This is a genomic window from Rhodohalobacter sp. 614A (assembly GCF_021462415.1).
Classification (GTDB): Bacteria; Bacteroidota; Rhodothermia; order Balneolales; family Balneolaceae; genus Rhodohalobacter.
Genome location: NZ_JAKEDS010000004.1, coordinates 78,776 through 94,953, shown reverse-complemented (window position 1 = coordinate 94,953; position 16,178 = coordinate 78,776). Strand labels below are relative to the sequence as shown.

The following is a 16,178-nucleotide window of genomic DNA, read 5'->3' as shown; positions in this document are numbered from 1 at the left end:
TTTTCTAAATGTTTAATAATAATAAACCCAATAACCCAGAGAATAACGTGAACGGTACAACTCAAAAATCACCTTCCCTGAATATGATTAGTGAAGGCACAAAAATAAAAGGAACCATTAAATCCCAAAACGACATTCGCATTTCCGGCCGGCTGGAAGGTGAGGTGATTTGTAAAGGGAAAGTAATCGTTAGCTCAACCGCTCAGATTGACGGAAATATTACTTCGGCTGAAGCAGATATTGCAGGAAAAGTTGAGGGAACTATTAAAGTATCAAGCAAACTTAGCCTGAGACAGTCGGCCTCAGTTGGCGGAGATATTTTAACCAAAACTCTTTTGGTTGAAGAGGGTGCTCAGATTAACGGTAACTGCAGAATGGGTGCGCAAGAAGCCAATATTGACGGAGCAACAGATGCAGATTATGCAGAATCAACCGTGGTGAAAGAAAAAGCATAGCGAGCAATTGTTTGTTCAATGATCCTAAAAATAGAAAGTATTTAGAATATGCAAGCCTTGGGGTAGAGATTGCAGCCTCCTTTGCCGTGCCTATTTTAGCCGGCTATTGGCTGGATGAAAAATTTCAAACATCCCCCTGGTTTTTACTGTCGGGAATTTTTCTGGGAATTGTTTTAATGCTCGCCATTTTCATAAGGATCGCAAGAGACACAGGGAATAAGAGTTGATTTATTTCTGATATGATAAAAGAAGTACCAAAATATTTGCGGCTCAGCGTTTTAATATTTGCCCTTCTTGTTTTGGTTCTGATTTTGATGCTGCCAATCCAGGAACAAATTGGCTGGGCAACCGGCTATTTTCTTGGGCTCTTTGCAGTTATCGTTCACTTGGTTTCGTCCTCCATCTACAAAGATGCCGACGAGAATTTTCTTCGCCTGTACTTTATCTCACTGTTTGTTCGCTTCCTTATCGTTTGCGTTATATTCATCCTTATTCTTACAGTGACAAAAATCCACGAATTTAGTTTTACTGTTAGTTTTATAATTTCGTATATTTTTCATTCTGTAAACGAAGTGATATTTCTGAATTATAAACTCTCAAAATAATCGAGAATACTACCTTTTAAGATGAGTCGAATTTTGCGTCGGATAGCTGTTACAGCTCTCTTTTTATTGACCATAAATCCTACTGCATTGACAGCCGCAGACGCTACTGATACTGAAGAGAGTCAGAGTGAAAATCCAATCGATGTAATCGGGAAAGTTCAGGACCACCATTATCTTGATGTGGCCGGATACCATGTATACCTTCCGCGGATTATTTTTGTTGAAGGAAGTGCCCTGCCCAAGGTTTATGCAACGACAGAAGCAGCCGTTGAATCCGGAGAATTTGAAGAATTGCCGGACCACAGCCTCGTATCTACAACAGGGAATGAAATTGTGTTGGATATGTCCATCACTTCGCACTTGATGTATTTCTGGTTTGCCATTGTTCTAACGCTTTGGATAACCATTTCCATGGCGCGTAAGTATAAGAAAGGAGCGGGCCGTGAGACAGAGCCAACAGGCTGGTTTCAGAATTTGTTCGAACTCACCTTTGTTTTTGTTCGGGATGAAATTGCAAAACCAAACATAACCGAGAGTAAATACAAGAAATTTGTTCCGTATTTGTTTGCGGTATTTGTTGCGATCACCTTTATGAATTTGTTTGGATTGTTACCATGGGGTGTTACGGCAACAGCAGATATTACAGTAACGGCAATTTTAGCCGCTTTTACATTTTTTCTCACACAGTGGAACGGTTCGAAAGATCACTGGGAGCACGTGTTTATGTTTCCCGGCGTGCCGCCGCTTATGAGATTGATTTTAACGCCCATCGAAATTTTAGGTTTGTTCACCAAGCCACTTGCTCTGGCAGTGCGTCTGTTTGCGAACATGTTGTCTGGCAAGATTATGATTATTTGTATCTTGGGGCTGATATTTATTTTTACGGAATTTTTTAGTCCGGCCTTTGGTCTCGGGTCCAGTATTTTAGTAGTTCCATTGACCGTGGCACTCTATGTTTTAAAGGCCTTTGTTGGTGTATTGCAGGCATACATTTTTACCCTGCTTTCGGCGGTATTTATTGGAATGGCTGCTGAAGAACATGAGCATCATGATTACGAGGAAGGCGTGGAAATGCACGCATAAAAGAACTTTTAATATCTATTACTAATACTCAAAACACGACAAAAACAAAACAAGGTAAAAATTATGGGTTTATTAGCAGCAGGAATCGGAGCAGGAATCGCGGCAATTGGTGCCGGTATTGGTATCGGTATGATTGGTAAAGGAGCCGTAGAAAGCATTGCACGTCAACCTGAAGCTTCAGGCGACATCCGTGGTGCTATGATTTTGACAGCCGCTCTTATTGAAGGTGTTGCTCTTATTGCAGCTATTGTTTGTATTCTACTCGTTTTCTTCGCTTAATCATAAATCAACTCAATCATGACGCTGATTTTTGCAGAAGCAGCAAGTGGCGGTGGGGGAGGAATCCTCAATTTTAACAGTGGATTTGCCATATGGGTTGCCATTACCCTGATTCTTTTTCTGATTGTAATGGCCAAGTATGCTGTTCCGCTGATTATGGGTGCACTTTCTGAGCGTGAAGAACGAATCAAGGAGTCATTGGAATCCGCTGAAAAGGCTCTTGCCAAGGCGGAACAGATCTCCAAAGACAACGAAAAAGCTTTACGCGAAGCTGAAGTAAAAGCTCAGAAAATTCGGAAAGAAGCCCTGGAGGATGCCGAAATATTGCGGAACGAAAAAATTGAGAAGGCCAAGAAAGACGCGGCTAAAATTCTCGAAGACGCCCGCAATACAATTGAGCAGGAAAAACAGCGAGCACTTCAGGATCTTAGAAATGAAGTTGCGGAACTGGCTGTTAAATCTGCCTCTGTCATCATCCACTCAGAACTGGATAAAGAGAAAAACAAGGAATTGGTTGATTCATTTATCAACGATCTGCCAAAAACCAATTAATCAATGAGTACAAAGGCTGCACGGCGATACGCAAACGCTTTCCTGGAAATAGCAATCGAGCAAGACACTCTCGAAAAGGCCAGGGAAGATATGCTCTTGATTAAAAATACCATTGGGGCATCTGATGAACTGAGGTTATTCCTGAAAAATCCTATCGTTAAAAAAGATCAAAAGAAAAAAGCAGTTGAAGCGATCTTTAAAGATAAGGTTCAGGATATTACCCTTCAGCTCTATGAGCTTTTGTCGAAGAAGGACAGAGAATCTCTTTTTGAGGATATCTCCAAAAATTTTATTGAATTATACAATCGCCATAAAGGCATCATAGAAGTAAGTGTTACTTCCGCCAATAAACTGGAAAAAGCTCAATTAGAAGCATTGAGGAAGAGTATTGAGCAAACTACCGGCAAGAAAGTTGAGTTTAAAACAGAAGTTGATGAAGAGCTCATTGGCGGGCTGAAGTATCGGATAGATGATACCGTAGTGGATGGATCTGTTAAATTTAAATTAAATCAGTTGAAGCATCGATTGACTTCAACTGCAGTTGAATAAAAAATTAGGATATAGTAATGAGTCAAGTCAGACCCGATGAAGTATCGGCTATTTTAAGAAAACAACTGACCGGTTTTGACGGAGAAGCCGAAGTGTACGATGTGGGAACCGTTCTGGAAGTTGGTGACGGTATTGCGCGCGTATACGGGCTTTCCAAAGTTCAGGCCGGCGAACTTGTGGAGCTACCTGATTCGATTGACGATGAAGGAAACCCCGTTCGTGGAATGGTATTGAACCTCGAGGAGGACAACGTAGGTATTGTATTATTTGGTTCTACGAAAGTTGTTGAAGAAGGCGATACGGTTCAACGAACAAAAAGTATTGCGTCTCTCAATGTTGGTGACGGCCTGCTTGGACGGGTAATTGATCCGCTTGGTAAACCTCTTGACGGTAAAGGATCAATTGCCGGAGAAACGGTTCGTTTGCCTTTGGAACGAAAAGCTCCCGGTGTAATTTATCGTGAACCGGTGGGTGAGCCACTTCAGACAGGTATTAAAGCAATTGACTCGTTAATTCCGATTGGACGAGGACAGCGGGAGCTGATTATTGGCGACCGCCAGACTGGAAAAACAGCTGTAGCCCTCGATACAATCATCAATCAAAAAAATACACAGGATACTGACAAACCGGTTTTCTGTATCTATGTAGCGGTTGGGCAGAAAGGTTCAACGGTTGCATCGATCGTGAATACTCTTAAAGAATATGATGCACTTGATTATACGGTTGTAGTTTCTGCACCCGCCAGTGCTTCGGCTCCGCTTCGGTATATTGCACCATTTGCAGGTGCCGCAATAGGCGAATATTTCCGGGATACCGGACGCCATGCTTTGGTGATTTATGATGACTTGTCGAAGCAGGCTGTTGCTTATCGTGAACTTTCACTTCTTCTGAGAAGACCTCCGGGGCGTGAAGCGTATCCCGGTGACGTATTTTATCTGCATAGCCGTCTTCTTGAACGGGCTGCAAAAGTGATTGATAATGATGAGGTAGCCAAGCAGATGAACAACGTACCTGAAGAACTTGCACCGAAAGTGAAAGGTGGTGGATCACTGACTGCACTTCCGGTAATTGAAACGCAGGCAGGTGACGTATCTGCATATATCCCGACAAACGTAATTTCTATTACAGACGGACAGATTTTCCTTGATACCGATCTCTTTAACTCAGGTATTCGTCCTGCAATTGATGTTGGTATTTCAGTATCTCGTGTGGGTGGTTCTGCACAGGTAAAATCAATGAAGAAACTGTCTGGAACACTGAAGCTTGATCTTGCTCAGTATCGTGAACTTGAGGCATTCTCCAAGTTCGGGTCTGATTTGGATGCAGCTACCCAGCGACAACTTAAGCGTGGAGAACGTACGGTTGAACTGATGAAACAAGGTGAATACAAACCGTTGCCGGTAGAACAACAGATTGCACTGTTGAAAATCAACAATGAAGGCTTGCTAGATAAGCTCACGGTTGATCAAATTGGTGAGTTTGAAAACATGTTCCTCGAAACGGTTCATGCCAAATACTCACAGAAAATGGATCGGCTGGGTGAATCGGGTGTGCTTGATGATTCTTTTGGTGACGAGCTCCTTGAGACGGCCCAAAGCACGATTGATCAAATTATAGCAACAAACGAATAATAGGAACCGATGGCGAATCTTCGTGACATACGAAATCGGATCTCATCCATCCAGAATACGCAGCAGATTACAAAAGCCATGAAAATGGTGGCTGCAGCAAAGCTTCGCAAAGCGCAGCAGCGTATGACGGAGACGCGGCCTTATTCCAAGAAAATGGGAGAAGTCGTTTCGCGGCTGGTATCAGCTCAGCAAGAAATTCAAAACGATTTGTTGCGCAAACCGGAAGAGATTCGAAAAGTATTGTTGATTGTTGTTGGATCAGATCGCGGACTTTGCGGCGGATTCAATAATAATCTTTTCAGAAAAGTTGAAAGTACGATATCTGATCAGTATGCCGGGTTTCATAAGAATGGAGATCTGGATGTTATTACCATCGGGAAGAAAGCATCCGGTTACTTCAAGAAGCGAAATTATAACGTTGTTCAGTCATATCCCGGTTTCTTCGATAATCTGAATTACGAAGAAACATCGGCCATTATGAAGTATGCGACTGATAATTTCGTTGAAGAAAATTACGATAAGGTTCTGATAGCGTTTAATGAATTTAAAACGGTTATCAGCCAAAACAGATTGGTTGATGAGGTACTGCCTCTTCAAACTGATTTTATTGAGGATACGGATCAGTCTTCTTCGGAAACTGATTATATTTACGAACCTGATCCGGAGTCAATTCTCGATAAGCTTTTGCCCGTTCATTTGAATATGCAATTATGGCGGGCTGTATTGGAATCGAATGCTTCTGAACAGGGTGCGCGAATGGCAGCTATGGATAATGCAACCGAAAATGCCAAAGAGCTGGAACAAGATCTGAAACTTGAGTATAATCAGGCCAGACAAAGCGCTATTACCACAGAAATTTCTGAAATTGTTTCCGGCGCTGCGGCCCTGGAAGACAATTAATTTTTTTGATTTACGATTTCTGATTGAAGATTTTTGAATGACGTATTTTTTAGCAAATAATCATCAATCAAAATTTTTTGGAGGGATGGCAGAGTGGTCGAATGCGGCGGTCTTGAAAACCGTTGAGGCCTCGCGGTCTCCGGGGGTTCGAATCCCTCTCCCTCCGCATTAAACATCAGGAAAAGCCTCAACTCAATGTTGGGGCTTTTCTTTTAAATAATGACAATATTCGTACGTTTTGGCTTAAACATTTCAATTTTAGAAAAACGCCATAATGTCAAATTATAAGAAATTACTCGTCTCGGGATTATTAGCGCTGCTTTTTCTGTTTGGCAGCCGGCCTGCATCAAGTCAGGATACACTCTCAATTAATCTGACTGAATTCATAGACAGAGGTCTGAAAAATTCCGGCCAGGTTGCTTATGAAAGCGGAAAAGTTGATTTAGCTGAAAACCGTATCCAGGAAATGAGAGGGCAAAGAATTTTACCCAGATTTGAACTGAACACACAACACGGAGTGGTACCGGGTGTAAAAACCAATGTGCCGGGTCTTGGTGACGGAGAACTTTATCTGGATCCCGATCTTTCTAACGATTGGGAAAACTGGGCCGTTTTTACCCGTGCCGAAATATCTGCTACGCAACCAATTTTTACATGGGGTGCACTTTCAAATGCCGTCAAAGCGGCAGAAGCCGGGGCAAAATCAGCCCAATATGAATTCGGTGCTGTGAAAGCTGAAGCTGAACTAAGGTTATTCGATCTGTATTACAGCTACTTGCTGGCCATCGAAATTTCCAGGATTTTAGAAGACGCCAACAGTCAACTTGGAACAGTACAAAATACAATTGACGAGATGCGGGAAGATGGGAGTTCCGATCTGAAAGAGTCTGACGTATTTAAGTTTCAAATCTTCCAAGCAGAATTTGTAACGCGTAGAACGGAAGTGGAAGAATCGCTTGCTTACATTAGAAGAGTATGGAATTATGCCTTACAATCTGAGCCGGGTGTTACTTACGTGCCGGAATCAAACTTTCTGGATCCGGTTCCTTACGAGCTGGAAGATTATTCCTATTATCTTGAAACTGCAATGGATGAACGCCCTGAAATGCTTGGGGTAGAATATGGAATCACTGCTCTCGAAAACAGGTTGGAGGCAGAGAAAGCACAGCAATATCCATTATTATTTCTCGGGGTTACCGGTAGTTTCGCTCATACACCCAATCGGCCCCGGCAAACCAATCCCTTTATCAGGAATACTACAAACTATGGCAACGTTGGCATTGGGTTCGGGATTCGGCAGAATCTGAATATTTTCTCCATGCGTGCTTCGGTTGATAAAGCCAGGATTGAGTACAAACGTGTAAATGATCTCGAAAAAGCTTTATCCGACGGTATCATATTAGACCTTAATGATCGTTATCGTGAGGCAGTGGTCGCTGAAACAAGAATGCAACAGACGGAAGAGGCACTCGTTACAGCACGGCAATGGGTCCGAAACGAGCAACTAAATTATGATATTGGTTTTGGAGACGTTGAAGATTTGCTGGATGCCGTACAAAAAGAGCTTGAACTTCGAGTTCAATTGAAACAAAATATCTTTGATTTAAATAAAAAGGTAGCGGCATTACACAGAGCAGGCGGCCTGCCTATTTCTCAACTGAATTTAAATTAACAGAACATGTTGAAAACATTTTACACTATTCTCATCCTGGCATTATGGTTTATACCTTCTGTTTCGGCACAGACCGAGGTAGATAATATCCGTACAATGCTGGAAGCACGCGATCAGGAGATTAAAGAATTATTGGGTCCATCCGGTACAGAATACACTCAGGAACAGCGGAATCAACTGAAAGACATCATTAATGACGTGATCAATTATCAGGCCATGGCAGAGTATGCTTTGGGCGATACTTATAACGAAATTAACGATGAAGAAAGAGAAGAATTCGTATCTTTATTTTCAACTATAATTCGAGATAACTCTTTGAACCGACTGGATATTTACAGGGCTGAAGTTGCCTACAACAATATTGAGGTTGAAGATAATTCAGCATTTGTTGAAACCACTGCAACTCTTGAAGATGTTCGCACATCCGTAGATTACGATCTTGCAAGTTTCAGTGAAAACTGGATGGTAACAGATATCATCATCGATCAGGTTTCAACCGCCGATTCCTATCAGCGTCAGTTTCAAAGTATTATTCGGCAGCGGGGTTTTGACGCACTCATGGAGAGTTTGCGGCGCCGTGCGGCTCGATCGTCAACATAATTTAAATGCATGAATTCTTCATTCTCCAGTGCTCCACTTGCAGACGAAGGTTATGTGTATTCAACTTATGGTAATATAAAGTACCTGAAGCATGCAGTAGCAAGTATTAAAACGCTGAGGAGATATGACGAAAAGCGCCCGGTAGCTCTTTTCTGTTCCAAAAAACACGAGGAACTACTCTCAGAAATTTCAGCCGATCTATTCACCCATATTTTTCACCTGCCGGAAGAACATCGCTCCATTACAGGGTTTAAGCACAATGTGTACCGTTTTATGCCCTTCAAAAGGAACCTTTTTTTAGACAGTGATATTCTTTGGTGTAAAAATCCGGATGCACTTTGGAAGCAATTTTCTGCATATAAGTTTACAATCACCGGAAATCAAAGTTCAGACCTGTTTTTTGGTGCCGCCAAGGGATTTCCAGTACTCAAAGATTTTTTGTTACGCCGACGAAAAAGAACGTTAAGACGGTTTAATCTCACATATTTAAGCCGGGTTCAATCCGGAATGATCTATGCTGCGGATTCCGAGTTAACGAAAGAAGTTTGTGAACTTGCCAAAACAATGCTAAGCCGGAGAGGGGAAACCCACTTTCGAAGCCGAAAAGAAGAGGAAGGGCGTAGTGAAGAATCGTGCGAATGGAGTTTCGCAATGGCAATGGCAAAACTAAAAGTTCAGGTGATGCCGTGGCTGAATGGTTTTGAAAGTCCGCAGCTCGATTTTATTGAACATTATACCCGGTACGACGAAGATTTTAAAAATGTGGAATGCCTGTTGTTTAGCAACAAATTTATTTACGATTTAAAAGGCTTGAAAAATCGGTTTCTTCAAAAAATATTAATCAGCATTTTTACTTCGGTTCCCGGGAAGGGAGATTATCTGTATGTAACTCCCTATTGTTTGCATTTTGGGTGGTATCATCAAAAAAAACCACTCGATATATTTTCAGAGAAGTGTTGGCAAAGCCTTATAGACGAGTCATAAAAAGTTCGGACAATCTGGTCCTTTCGGTGTACTTTTAAAACCATCTCATAGATGCTCAAACGATAACTGCTATTGATGAAAAAGGTATTGATGATTGCACCTTACTTTTTGCCAAGGCGAAGAGTAGGTGCACTGAGGCCATTTAAATTTGCAATTCATCTCAGCTCGTATGGCTATCAGCCGGTAGTACTCACTATATCATATCCGGAAGGGGAGTTTACGGATTTGGAAAAAAAGCTTCTCGATGACATTTCAATTATTGAGATCAAATCACCTTTTGACAGAACAACTTCCAAAACACAAACGAAGTCAACAAAGAGTGGATCTGAAAATCTGCTTCTCAATTGGTTGGATAAACAAACCCCAATAGATTCCTGGATTTACCTGTTGCGGTGGAAATACGGTGAAATTCTTCGCAGGGTAAAACAAGTAAACCCCGATATTATTTGGGCCACCGGGGATCCCTGGTCGGGTTTATGGCTGGGTGAAAAGTTGTCCCAAAGCTTATCAAAACCCTTTATTGCAGATTTCAGAGATCCATGGACATTGACTGAAGTTAATCTTCGGGAACGGTCAGGGTTTTCTATGAGAATTGATAAGCGAGTGGAAAAAAGAGTTGTTCAAAATGCTGATAAACTGATTTTTACTTCGGGTTTGACTGAAAAAAGATATGTTGAAAAATTTAATCTGCCGGAATCCAAAACCAGGACCATCTACAATTCTTATGATTCTACGCTTACCAGAGTTCACAAAAAGGAAACCTGGGGGGATCGGCTGAATCCGGATTTTCTGAATATGATTTTTTTCGGGAGATTCAGGCGTTTGAGTCCCGTTACCGCAGTTGCAGATGCTCTAAGGGAATTAAAAACCATGAACCCGAAAGATGCTTCCTATATTCATATTCACAGTTTTGGTGAACCTGATTCCGAGAGTTTGAAGACGATCAAACAATACGGACTTGAAGAAAATTTTATTTATCATGACCCGGTAGTACCCGAGAAAATGGTACCGGTTTTGGAAAGTGCCGATATTCTTTTATTGAGCACAAATATGGAACGCGAAGAAATTATACCCGCAAAACTTTGGGATTATCTCTCTGTTGAAGTACCTATTTTTTCAATTGCTCCCAATCCCGAAGTAGGAGAAATTATTATGAGGAGCAAAGCAGGTATCCAGGTTCATCCCGATGAGAAAAAAGAGATTGCAGAACTCTTACAATCATTTGCAAAAGCAAAAAGAGATGACGAAACCTTGTTGCTGTCACCTGAGAAAGAGATACCAGATCGAAATATTTATGAGGCAAAACATACATCAGGAGAACTGGCCTCAGTGTTTGACGACCTCCTAAAGCATGGCTAAACAAGGCTCTAATTTATCGGAGAAGGCAGGTGTCGTCGTTTTTGCGAGGATTGTAACCACGGTTATTGATCTGGCAATTGCCATCGCAACGATTCAACTTCTTTCCAAAACAGACTTTGCAATCATCATATATCTCCTGATGATTCATGAAATGGTCAGGAATCTTGCAACGCTTGGATTTCCCGATAGCGTATTTTATTTCTTTGAGCGAGTCAGTGGAAGTGCAAAACGTGCGTTCGTTACCCAGACCACGCTTTTGTTATCAGCTTCTGCAATTGTTGCAGGAGCAATCATTTTACTTGTGAGTTACATCGCTCCCTCTCTTTTAACAGAATGGGATGCCGCCAGTATAGACCAGGTTCAGTATTTGTTGCCGTTTATGGCGCTCGTAACGGTTTGTGAAATCCCCACCTGGCCGGTTACAAATATTCTTTTGGCGTTAGATCGCCAACGGGATTCTGCATGGTTCGAGATGATTACCAGTTTGTTAACCTTTTCCCTTCTGATTGGCCCGCTTGCGCTTGGATACAGTTTGGAGATTGCTGTTTATGGGCTCGTAGCATACGGACTGATCCGGTTTGTCGGATCTATGATCTGGATGAAAATGGTTCTGCCTGAAGGCAAACTGAGTGATTCTGAGATTTCAGTAAAAACCCAGGTCAATTTTTCAATCCCCCTGGGACTTTCTGCACTTGTAAATAAAATTAACCGAAACGTAGATAAACTTATCGTTTCAATTCTGCTTCCAGTTGCGGCTTATGCCGAGTATTCTCTGGGTGCACAGGAAGTTCCCATTATCCGCGTAATTCCGTTTGCAGTCGGGTCCGTACTTATAAGCCGGTATGTAGAATTCCAGCTTGAATCAAAAAAAGACGAGTTATTGGCACTGTGGTACAGAGGGGTAGAGAAGGTAAGCTTAATGGTGATTCCACTCACGATCCTTTCTATCATTGTTGCTTCCGATTTGATTGCCATTATCGCTGAATCGGAGGGAACCAGTTATCGCGATGCGGTGCTTCCTTTCCAAATATATAACCTGATTGTGTTGATTCGGGTAACTCACTACGGAAGTATCCTCCAGGCATTCGGAGACACAAAAGGAGTGCTGTATCTAAGTATAAACCTGGTTATTGCGAATCTCATTTTAAGCATTCCACTAACCCTGCTATTCGGTATAAACGGGACGGCCATGGGTACGCTCATTGCCAATTTATATAACTGGTACATTACCCTGCGAAGAATCGGCGGCCATATGGAACTACCCGCGCGAAAGGTTTTGCCATTTCCATATTATTTGAAAGTCTTGGGAGTTTCGGCAGCGGCAGCACTCCCCATTTGGTTTGGAAGGTTTGAGCTCATTGCTGAAAATGAAGCATTGAAAGGATTACTTCTGAGCACTATTAGCTACCTGGTTCTCTTTTCAATTATTGGAACCGTGACAAATGTCATTTCAAGGAAAGACTGGAGACAGCTCAAAAACTGGATGATGCTGAAATTCTTGTCCGGCAAATAATTAGTACGAATTCATTACAGCTCTCCTCAGGCAGGAAGCCTTAGCAGTTTTCAATCGAATTTATATATTAAGGGAGAATATATATAAATGGAGCTACGTATTTATATGGGAGTTTTTCAAACAATTTATCAGGGTACAAATGAATTCACCAATTGAAAAAATCAAGCGAACGAGTCGTTACTTATTCTATAAGTATAAAAATAACTGGTATTTCCCCCCCAATGTAGCACATATTACAGGTGGCAAAATGGCGAAGGGAACCTACGAACCAACAATTAAAGATCTGATTAAAAAGAATTTAAAGGAAGGAAATACTTTTTTAGATCTGGGAGCAAATGTCGGATATTTTTCAAGATTTGCATCAGGTATTGTAGGAGAGAGTGGGCATGTCTATGCATTTGAGCCAGAACATTCCAATTATCATGCTCTATGTGACAATACAGTTCATTTAAAAAATATAACTCAGTTCAACTTTGCTGTTTCTAATGAGCTTAGATTGCTAAATTTCTTTGCAAGTTCTCATGCTTCATCTCACAGTATTTTTAATACAAGTAAAAATTTAAACGGCTCACAATTTTCCGTTCCCTCTTTAACACTCGACTTTTTTTGGATGACATATCTGGAAAAAAGAGAAATCAATTTAATTAAGATTGATGTAGAGGGTGCTGAGTTGCTTGTTTTGCAAGGAATGGAAAAAATGTTGTCAGAGAATAAAGTAGGAGCAATTATTCTTGAATTTCATCCCGAGATCATTTTAAGTGCCGGAGGAAATTATCAGTCTTTATATTCAACTCTCGAGAAAAACTTCCACATTTTTTTAATGGATGATGAAGCTGAAAACAGGGTGCAGTTAAATTCCGGAAAACAGTTTACTGATACTGTTCAGGAGATCTTAAAAAAAGATGAAAAAAAGAGGTTGAATTTTTTCTTCGAAAGAAAACTTCAGGCAGAAGAAATCAATCATTGATGTTTATTTTATCATAAATGGCTTCAACGTTCCGAACCATTTGTTGAATACTATATGCTTCTTCAATTGTTTTCCTGGCTTTATGGCGAATCTGGTTGAGGTCGAATTCATTCCGAAAGATTTTTTCCATGATATCTGCAAGGCCGTCCGCATCTCTTTCATTTACGAGAAAGCCGGTTTTTTTGTCTTCTATCACTTCGGGAATGGCCGCGTGTCTTGTGGTAACAACCGGTGTGCCTTGTGCCATTGCTTCCAGGATCGTGTTCGGCAATCCTTCCATGTCACCGTCTTTTGCCGTTATGCTTGGCGCCAGTAACAGGCTGTGCTGATGGTGAGCCTCAAGAATTCTTTCCACGGGTTGATATCCATGAAAATGAACCTGCTCCAAAAGACCTGATTTTTTTGTGAGATCCTTCAGCCCCTTCATGCCGGGGCCATATCCGTAGATATTAACAATAGGTTTTATACCCTTTTCCCTAAGATTGGATATGGCCTGTATTCCGTATTCAAATCCTTTTTTTTCTACCATTCGTCCCACCATCATAACCTTGGGGGTTGAAGGGAGGGATTCATTAAAATTTGCCCCATTTAAATCCACACCAAACCTTACAATCGAAATTTTCTCCTCAGGAAATCCAAGTTTTATTAACTGATTTTTCATGAATTCGCTGGCAGCGATAAAATGTGCGGCATTGGCGGCAAGCTTTCGATAACGCCGTTTCCACCCAAATTCGGATGGTAACCTTGAAACGTCTGTGCCATAAAAACTGGTGAGGAGTGGAATTCCAGACTTTTGAGTAGCTTTAATAAGTTTCACAGCATCGTATCCAAAATGTGCATGAACCAGATCGGGTTTTTCTTGTCTTAAAACCTGGTTGTAAAAAGGAAGCGTCATATTACTGTGAAAAGCTGCAAAATTAATCCACGATGCCAATCCTTTTTGGGGAACCTCAAAGACACGTATGTTATCCGTAAAGGCTCTTTTTCGATAACAAAGGGCAATAGGCTGGTAGGAAAGGTGATTTTGGACAAGGCGGTCAATAAAAGTCTCTGATTTGTTCAGAAAATTTGTCTTGTAATGCAGTACTTTTTTCATTCAGATTGAAAGTATAAAATGACGCCCGGCTTTATAAATTATTTTGAATAAGAGAGGAATCCCAAAAAAGCAGTAATCCAAAGAAGTAAAACAAAATAGAATCTTTTTCAAGGTAAAAGGTTCTTACCAGATCAACAAAACTATTCATTAAAAAGCGTTTGGCTGTCTGACCAGAAAATAATCCAATGCAGATTAAAAAAGACAATTGTTACTGAAAGAAAAATTAAAATTGTACCTTCTTAGCGTTTGTCAATGCCGTGTTATTCCCTTAACCTTCTTATAGAAATAGATTTAGATTGATAAAGTCTGCGTTAGGAAATCAATAGATAATGAGTGAAAAGACTGTCCGAAAGATTTTTATAGTCATCCTTATTTTTCTTCCTCTCCAATACATTCTGGTTGGCATTTTAGGATATTACAAAGCAGAGCCCTGGCCGGCGTTTGTGTTCCCGGGGTTCAAAAATGTCTATCAAATTCAGGATCATTATCTTATCCGGGAAACTCGATTTGAGTTTTATAATCCTCAGGGAGAAAAGATTACAAGTATACAGCCATACCGTTTTTTCCCGGAACTGCCTCGTTCTCAAATTGCGGGATTGATGCGTTCATTATTTCCTGCTCAAAAAGAATTGGAAGAGTTCTCGCCCCGGGCAAAGGAGTTTTTTTATGAGAACAGCAAAAAAGTTGCCGGACAGGATGTAGGCCGTATGGAGATCGTACATAGCGTTGATTTCCTGGAGTCGGGGGGAGATAATTTGGTGGCAGACTCAACGAAGCGGGAACTGATCGGAGTGATTGATTTTACTAAATAATGAAAGAGAAAGATTTAAAACCGTTTGAACGCTGGATATTTGAGACGTATACGGTGTCTGCTGAGGGACTCGGGTTGTACCGAATCATTGCTTCTCTGTTTATTCTGTTTTTTTTGATTCCCGGAATGGGATTCGATCATTACCAATACCTGGCCTCTTTACCGGCCGATTTTTATAATCCCCCGCCGGGCCCCATGATGTTGTTTGATGGATTTCCCTCATTTATCATCTTTCAGGTTTTATATGGCCTTGCTCTGCTTTCCGTATTTGCAATGCTCGTAGGGTATCAGACAAAATGGGCGTCTATTTCATCGGGGATTTTTATACTCGTTTTGCAAGGTTTGATTTATAGCATTGGAAAGGTCAATCATGAGGTATTGGTGCCATTGGGTCCCATTTTGATGGCATTTACAAATTGGGGGAATCGTTTTTCTATCGATTCCATGAAGCCACCGGAAATTAAAACCGAGAGACCTGTTGAGAGCTGGCCCCTTGTACTGTTATCTATTTTTATAGGGTTTATGATGTTTACTTCAGGCTGGCCAAAGATTTTGGGAGGCTGGCTGGATCCATCCACGCATGCTGTGAAAGCTCATTTGTTTAACCAATTTTTTGTCCATGAACGGGAAGCCTATTTAGCCGGGTATGCAATTCAGATAAACAGCCAGATTTTTTGGGAATTTCTGGACTGGATTACCATTATTTTTGAAATTGGTTTTTTGATTTCTATTCGTAAATCGAAATGGTTTAGGTTTTTTCTTGTTATTGCAGTGCTCTTCCACTTCTCGACCAAGATGCTTCTAAACATTTCATTTTTACCAAATTTCTTGGCCTATGCAGCATTTTTAAATTGGGATCAAATTTATAAGTCCAACAAATCCATTTTTCAAAATTGGGCAGGATATGATGAAAAAAGAGCCAGAAACAAATCGGTAACCTGGTTTATTATTCCGATTTTAATTCTTTTCTCCATTCTGAAATGGATCAGCGTTCAGAAATTTTTTCTTGTAGAATCTGACCTGATGCTTCATGAATCCATTTTCCTCTTCTTTGCTGTTTTGGTTGTACTCTATATTTGCATCAAATCTCTATTTAGAAGAAAGAATAGCCCCTGAACTTTT

At 41.0% G+C, this 16,178-nt stretch carries 18 protein-coding genes and 1 tRNA gene; 18 read left to right on the top strand and 1 reads right to left on the bottom strand.

Features of this window, described 5'->3' with window-relative positions:
* Positions 1-8 precede the first annotated feature (8 nt).
* From L0B18_RS17400 to L0B18_RS17330, 16 genes are all read left to right on the top strand, one after another.
* Entirely contained in the window at positions 9-455 is a 447-nt protein-coding gene (locus L0B18_RS17400; RefSeq protein WP_234573127.1) for a bactofilin family protein, read from the top strand.
* A gap of 11 nt (positions 456-466) precedes the next feature.
* The gene (locus tag L0B18_RS19920) at positions 467-682 is read left to right on the top strand and encodes an AtpZ/AtpI family protein (protein ID WP_370647606.1); all 216 of its coding nucleotides are present in this window, start codon (positions 467-469) and stop codon (positions 680-682) included.
* A 12-nt stretch (positions 683-694) separates the two neighbouring features.
* Positions 695-1,060: a hypothetical protein gene (locus L0B18_RS17395; RefSeq protein WP_234573125.1), complete on the top strand. Its 366-nt coding sequence runs from the start codon at positions 695-697 to the stop codon at positions 1,058-1,060.
* A gap of 21 nt (positions 1,061-1,081) precedes the next feature.
* Positions 1,082-2,143, top strand: coding sequence for a F0F1 ATP synthase subunit A (gene atpB, locus L0B18_RS17390; RefSeq protein ID WP_234573123.1), 1,062 nt, complete (start codon positions 1,082-1,084; stop codon positions 2,141-2,143).
* A gap of 63 nt (positions 2,144-2,206) precedes the next feature.
* Positions 2,207-2,422 (top strand): ATP synthase F0 subunit C, encoded by a 216-nt coding sequence (atpE, locus tag L0B18_RS17385; RefSeq protein WP_165141563.1) that lies wholly within the window; start codon positions 2,207-2,209, stop codon positions 2,420-2,422.
* Between the two features lie 18 nt (positions 2,423-2,440).
* Complete coding sequence (gene atpF / locus L0B18_RS17380) at positions 2,441-2,974, top strand: F0F1 ATP synthase subunit B (protein WP_234573121.1); 534 nt, start codon at positions 2,441-2,443, stop codon at positions 2,972-2,974.
* 3 nt (positions 2,975-2,977) lie between these two features.
* Entirely contained in the window at positions 2,978-3,523 is a 546-nt protein-coding gene (gene atpH, locus L0B18_RS17375; protein WP_234573119.1) for an ATP synthase F1 subunit delta, read from the top strand.
* 17 nt (positions 3,524-3,540) lie between these two features.
* Positions 3,541-5,154, top strand: coding sequence for a F0F1 ATP synthase subunit alpha (gene atpA / locus L0B18_RS17370; protein WP_234573117.1), 1,614 nt, complete (start codon positions 3,541-3,543; stop codon positions 5,152-5,154).
* Between the two features lie 9 nt (positions 5,155-5,163).
* On the top strand, positions 5,164-6,054 hold the full coding sequence (atpG, locus tag L0B18_RS17365) for an ATP synthase F1 subunit gamma (RefSeq protein ID WP_234573115.1): 891 nt from the start codon (positions 5,164-5,166) through the stop codon (positions 6,052-6,054).
* Between the two features lie 79 nt (positions 6,055-6,133).
* Positions 6,134-6,220, top strand: a tRNA-Ser gene (locus L0B18_RS17360).
* A gap of 108 nt (positions 6,221-6,328) precedes the next feature.
* Entirely contained in the window at positions 6,329-7,726 is a 1,398-nt protein-coding gene (locus L0B18_RS17355) for a TolC family protein (protein WP_234573113.1), read from the top strand.
* A gap of 6 nt (positions 7,727-7,732) precedes the next feature.
* Positions 7,733-8,326, top strand: coding sequence for an MlaC/ttg2D family ABC transporter substrate-binding protein (locus L0B18_RS17350; RefSeq protein WP_234573111.1), 594 nt, complete (start codon positions 7,733-7,735; stop codon positions 8,324-8,326).
* 9 nt (positions 8,327-8,335) lie between these two features.
* The gene (locus L0B18_RS17345) at positions 8,336-9,310 is read left to right on the top strand and encodes a hypothetical protein (RefSeq protein ID WP_234573109.1); all 975 of its coding nucleotides are present in this window, start codon (positions 8,336-8,338) and stop codon (positions 9,308-9,310) included.
* 75 nt (positions 9,311-9,385) lie between these two features.
* A complete protein-coding gene (locus tag L0B18_RS17340) occupies positions 9,386-10,669 on the top strand; it encodes a glycosyltransferase family 4 protein (protein ID WP_234573108.1) in 1,284 nt (427 codons plus the stop codon).
* Positions 10,662-12,182 (top strand): oligosaccharide flippase family protein, encoded by a 1,521-nt coding sequence (locus L0B18_RS17335; protein ID WP_234573106.1) that lies wholly within the window; start codon positions 10,662-10,664, stop codon positions 12,180-12,182. Before L0B18_RS17340 ends, L0B18_RS17335 begins: the two co-directional genes overlap by 8 nt.
* A gap of 139 nt (positions 12,183-12,321) precedes the next feature.
* Positions 12,322-13,149, top strand: a complete 828-nt coding sequence (locus L0B18_RS17330) for an FkbM family methyltransferase (RefSeq protein WP_234573104.1) — start codon at positions 12,322-12,324, stop codon at positions 13,147-13,149.
* On the opposite strand, the gene L0B18_RS17325 is transcribed toward L0B18_RS17330, so the two are convergent.
* Positions 13,139-14,245 carry a glycosyltransferase gene (locus tag L0B18_RS17325; protein ID WP_234573103.1) on the bottom strand — a complete coding sequence of 369 codons (1,107 nt, stop codon included), beginning with the start codon at positions 14,243-14,245 and terminating at the stop codon, positions 13,139-13,141. The two genes, L0B18_RS17330 and L0B18_RS17325, sit on opposite strands and share 11 nt — an antisense overlap.
* 329 nt (positions 14,246-14,574) lie before the next feature.
* Between L0B18_RS17325 and L0B18_RS17320 the strand changes: the two genes are divergently transcribed.
* Both L0B18_RS17320 and L0B18_RS17315 read left to right on the top strand, forming a co-directional pair.
* Entirely contained in the window at positions 14,575-15,057 is a 483-nt protein-coding gene (locus L0B18_RS17320) for a hypothetical protein (protein ID WP_234573101.1), read from the top strand.
* The gene (locus tag L0B18_RS17315; RefSeq protein WP_234573099.1) at positions 15,057-16,172 is read left to right on the top strand and encodes a hypothetical protein; all 1,116 of its coding nucleotides are present in this window, start codon (positions 15,057-15,059) and stop codon (positions 16,170-16,172) included. The genes L0B18_RS17320 and L0B18_RS17315 overlap by 1 nt, the downstream gene beginning before the upstream one ends.
* Positions 16,173-16,178: the final 6 nt, after the last annotated feature.

Bases quoted from the DNA above. Each gene is read 5' to 3' on its own strand.
- L0B18_RS17400 (WP_234573127.1), top strand. From the start codon at position 9: ATGTTTAATAATAATAAACCCAATAACCCAGAGAATAACGTGAACGGT.
- L0B18_RS17395 (WP_234573125.1), top strand. From the start codon at position 695: ATGATAAAAGAAGTACCAAAATATTTGCGGCTCAGCGTTTTAATATTT.
- atpB (WP_234573123.1), top strand. From the start codon at position 1,082: ATGAGTCGAATTTTGCGTCGGATAGCTGTTACAGCTCTCTTTTTATTG.
- atpE (WP_165141563.1), top strand. From the start codon at position 2,207: ATGGGTTTATTAGCAGCAGGAATCGGAGCAGGAATCGCGGCAATTGGT.
- atpF (WP_234573121.1), top strand. From the start codon at position 2,441: ATGACGCTGATTTTTGCAGAAGCAGCAAGTGGCGGTGGGGGAGGAATC.
- atpH (WP_234573119.1), top strand. From the start codon at position 2,978: ATGAGTACAAAGGCTGCACGGCGATACGCAAACGCTTTCCTGGAAATA.
- atpA (WP_234573117.1), top strand. From the start codon at position 3,541: ATGAGTCAAGTCAGACCCGATGAAGTATCGGCTATTTTAAGAAAACAA.
- atpG (WP_234573115.1), top strand. From the start codon at position 5,164: ATGGCGAATCTTCGTGACATACGAAATCGGATCTCATCCATCCAGAAT.
- L0B18_RS17355 (WP_234573113.1), top strand. From the start codon at position 6,329: ATGTCAAATTATAAGAAATTACTCGTCTCGGGATTATTAGCGCTGCTT.
- L0B18_RS17350 (WP_234573111.1), top strand. From the start codon at position 7,733: ATGTTGAAAACATTTTACACTATTCTCATCCTGGCATTATGGTTTATA.
- L0B18_RS17345 (WP_234573109.1), top strand. From the start codon at position 8,336: ATGAATTCTTCATTCTCCAGTGCTCCACTTGCAGACGAAGGTTATGTG.
- L0B18_RS17340 (WP_234573108.1), top strand. From the start codon at position 9,386: ATGAAAAAGGTATTGATGATTGCACCTTACTTTTTGCCAAGGCGAAGA.
- L0B18_RS17335 (WP_234573106.1), top strand. From the start codon at position 10,662: ATGGCTAAACAAGGCTCTAATTTATCGGAGAAGGCAGGTGTCGTCGTT.
- L0B18_RS17330 (WP_234573104.1), top strand. From the start codon at position 12,322: ATGAATTCACCAATTGAAAAAATCAAGCGAACGAGTCGTTACTTATTC.
- L0B18_RS17325 (WP_234573103.1), bottom strand. From the start codon at position 14,245: ATGAAAAAAGTACTGCATTACAAGACAAATTTTCTGAACAAATCAGAG.
- L0B18_RS17320 (WP_234573101.1), top strand. From the start codon at position 14,575: ATGAGTGAAAAGACTGTCCGAAAGATTTTTATAGTCATCCTTATTTTT.
- L0B18_RS17315 (WP_234573099.1), top strand. From the start codon at position 15,057: ATGAAAGAGAAAGATTTAAAACCGTTTGAACGCTGGATATTTGAGACG.